This is a genomic window from Kitasatospora sp. NPDC059599, assembly GCF_042735125.1.
In the GTDB taxonomy this organism is placed as follows: Bacteria; Actinomycetota; Actinomycetes; order Streptomycetales; family Streptomycetaceae; genus Kitasatospora.
Genome location: NZ_JBHWCL010000290.1, coordinates 1 through 2,886, shown reverse-complemented (window position 1 = coordinate 2,886; position 2,886 = coordinate 1). Strand labels below are relative to the sequence as shown.

General features: G+C 69.1%; 1 protein-coding gene. It reads left to right on the top strand.

Annotation, left to right across the window (positions count from 1 at the left end; translation table 11 throughout):
* Positions 1 to 91: 91 nt before the first annotated feature.
* Positions 92 to 1,534 (top strand): UDP-N-acetylmuramoyl-L-alanine--D-glutamate ligase, encoded by a 1,443-nt coding sequence (gene murD, locus ACFV04_RS43585; protein ID WP_380350190.1) that lies wholly within the window; start codon positions 92 to 94, stop codon positions 1,532 to 1,534.
* Positions 1,535 to 2,886: the final 1,352 nt, after the last annotated feature.

The window sequence follows — 2,886 nt, the reverse complement described above, 5'->3', positions numbered from 1 at the left end:
GCGCTGGTGCCCCGCGCCGGAAAGGGGCCCCACCAACCCCGACCGCCAACCAGGCGGCCACCCCTCCCGGCCACCCACCAGGGAGAAACACATGAACATCAAGCCGATCAAGCCGAAGCTCTACCAGGGCGACCCCGTCGACCTGAAGGGCAAGCCTGTCCTGGTCATCGGACTCGGGATGAGCGGTCAGTCCGCCGCCGAACTCTGTGTCCAGCAGGGCGCGAAGGTCACCGTCATGGACGCCAAGTCCGCCGAAGAGCTGCCGAACGTCATGCAGCGGTTCGCCGGTATGAAGATCACCTACAAGCTCAACACCACCTCCATCGACCCCACGGCCTTCCACCTCATCGTCCGCAGCCCCGTGATCGACAACAACCACCCGGTACTCATCGCCGCCCGCGCGGCGAAGATCCACATCTGGAGCGAGATCGAGCTGGCCTTCCGGCTCTCCCCGGCTCCGGTGATCGCCGTCACCGGCACCAACGGCAAGGGCACCACCACCACCCTCATCGCCCGCGGCCTGGAAGCCAACGGGATCACCGTCCACCTCGTCGGCAACATCGGAACCGAGTTCGCCAGCAAGGTGCCCAACATCAAGCCCGAGGACGTCGTCGTCCTGGAGGTCTCCGCCGCCCAGCTGCAGAACAGCCCGGGCCTGGCCCCCGCGACCGGGGTCCTGACCAACATCAACCCCGAGCACTCCAACCTCTACGACTGGGACGAATACGTCCGCCTCAAGGGCCAGCTCCTCAAGCACAACACCGTCGACAGCCTCACCGTCGTCTCCCTCGACGACGTGGCCAGCAGCGACCTCGCCGCCAAGACCCCGGGACGGCTCCTGTACACCAGCATGAGCGGCGCCCTCCCGGCCGGCCTCGAAGGCGTCTTCCTCGACGACGGCCAGGTCGTCGTGCGACTGGCGAACCAGGAGCAGACGCTGTTCCCCAAGGAGCGGATCACGGCCCTGGGGGCGCTCCCCAACGCGCTGCCCGCCATCGCGGTCCTCCTGAGCTGGGGAGTTCCGCTCGACACCGTCGCCACCGCGGTCGCCACCTTCCCGGGACGCGAGCACGTCACCGAGTACGTGGCCACCCACCAGGGGGTCGACTACTACAACGACGCCAAGGCCACCAACGTGGACTCCACCGTTCACGCGCTCGACGCGATCGAGGGGCGGACGGTCGTCCTCATCTCCGGAGGCGAGGACAACAAGGGCGTCATCTTCGCCCGCCTGAGCCCCGGGCTTCGTGACAAGGTGCACCATCTGATCACCTTCGGCCCCACGGCCGACCAGCTCGTGACCTTCGCCCACACCGCCGGCACCCCCAACATCGACACCGTCGCCGACTACCGCGCGGCCATCACCCTGGCCCAGCAGGTCGCAACGCCGGGCCAGACGGTCCTCTTCAGCCCCGGCACCTACTCCCCGCACCTGACGGACGTCGACGACCTGGGACGCCCCGTCGACTACATCGGTCGAGGTGACTACTTCAAGGCCCGCATCCAGGCCCTGACCGCGCAGAAGGAGGGCTAACACCCCCGGTGCCGGGCCCGACACCGGGCCCGGCACCACCCCTCCGGCAGCAGGCGGAGGGGAGGCGCGACTCTCCGACAGTCCCCCAACCGACCAAGAACGCCAGGGGTTGATACGGCCCCGCCCGTTCCGGCAGTCATCCCACACATGCAGTGGCAGCCCACAGACAGCCAGGATGAAGCGGCCCGCCATGAGCCCACGGCGGGCCGCTTCGCGCCCGCACGACCGTACCGGCGCCCGGAACTGACCGAGCAGCAGACCAACAGAGCCAACGGCGGCTCCAACAGCCGGCCGCCGCCTGGCCGACGGGGGGTCGGCCCGAGCACCGCCCGACCAGGCCGGGCAGACCCGTGCCGCACCCGCCCTGCCGACCGGGCCACTGCGCCGGCCGCCCGCAGGAGGAAAAAGATCCGGCCCGGTCCAACTCGCACGTCGCCCGGCCGACTCCACCGGGCCGGCCTGCCGGACGGCGGCGCGTAAACGAGCCGGCCGACCGGAGACCGCTGCGTCCCGCCGAGAAGCACGCCCATGCCAGCACCCCAGGCCGCGAACGCGGTCGCCGTGCAGGGATCGAGCAGAGCCGACCGCCGCAAAGACGGCCCGGCCAGGCAGCCAGCCGGGAAGCCCGAAGCCACCACACAGAGCGCCCCGACCCACCCTGCGGCCGTCCCGACCGATACGCCCACATTGAGGCTGAGACCTTGTGGTGCCCGAGTACACCCGTGACCATCCAGCTCTGGTACCTCCGACAACCCGTCAGGACTGCCAGGACGCAGGGATCAGAGCACCCCAACCGAGGACGCGGCTTCCAGAGCGCTGAGAGGCAGTGGCAGGAGCCCGTCCGGGCAGTACCGATCTGCGAACTCCCGTGATCTGCGAACCCTTGCCCCGCCTGCGCAGGGGGCAGAGACATACCCCGAACTGCTACTCGGTAGCGGAGGTCTGCGAAGGGACCGGGGCCATGACCCATGTCCGTACCCGGCCGAAGCACAAAGCCCGCTCATTCCCGGAGCCCGTGGAACGCCACGACCAATCACCGGAAGGCCATACCCAGTACCCCGGCCAGGCGACACCCCGTCCGACCACGGCGGAGCACAGAACCGTGGCAGGACAAGCACAGCGGAACGACCGGAGAGAAGGACTACACGCACCTCCGGCCACGCGAGAGTTCCGAACGACCGACAGCACCACCTGACGCCTGCCACCCCCATCCCCACGAAGACGACACCGAGGGCAACCGCTGATCCACATTCCCAAGGTCCTGGTGGGTGTCCGGGTGGTGTGACCTGGTTTGTCGGATGGGTTGGTGGTTCCCCTTTCCGGCTCGGGCAGCCTGCGCCGGGCGTGCTGGG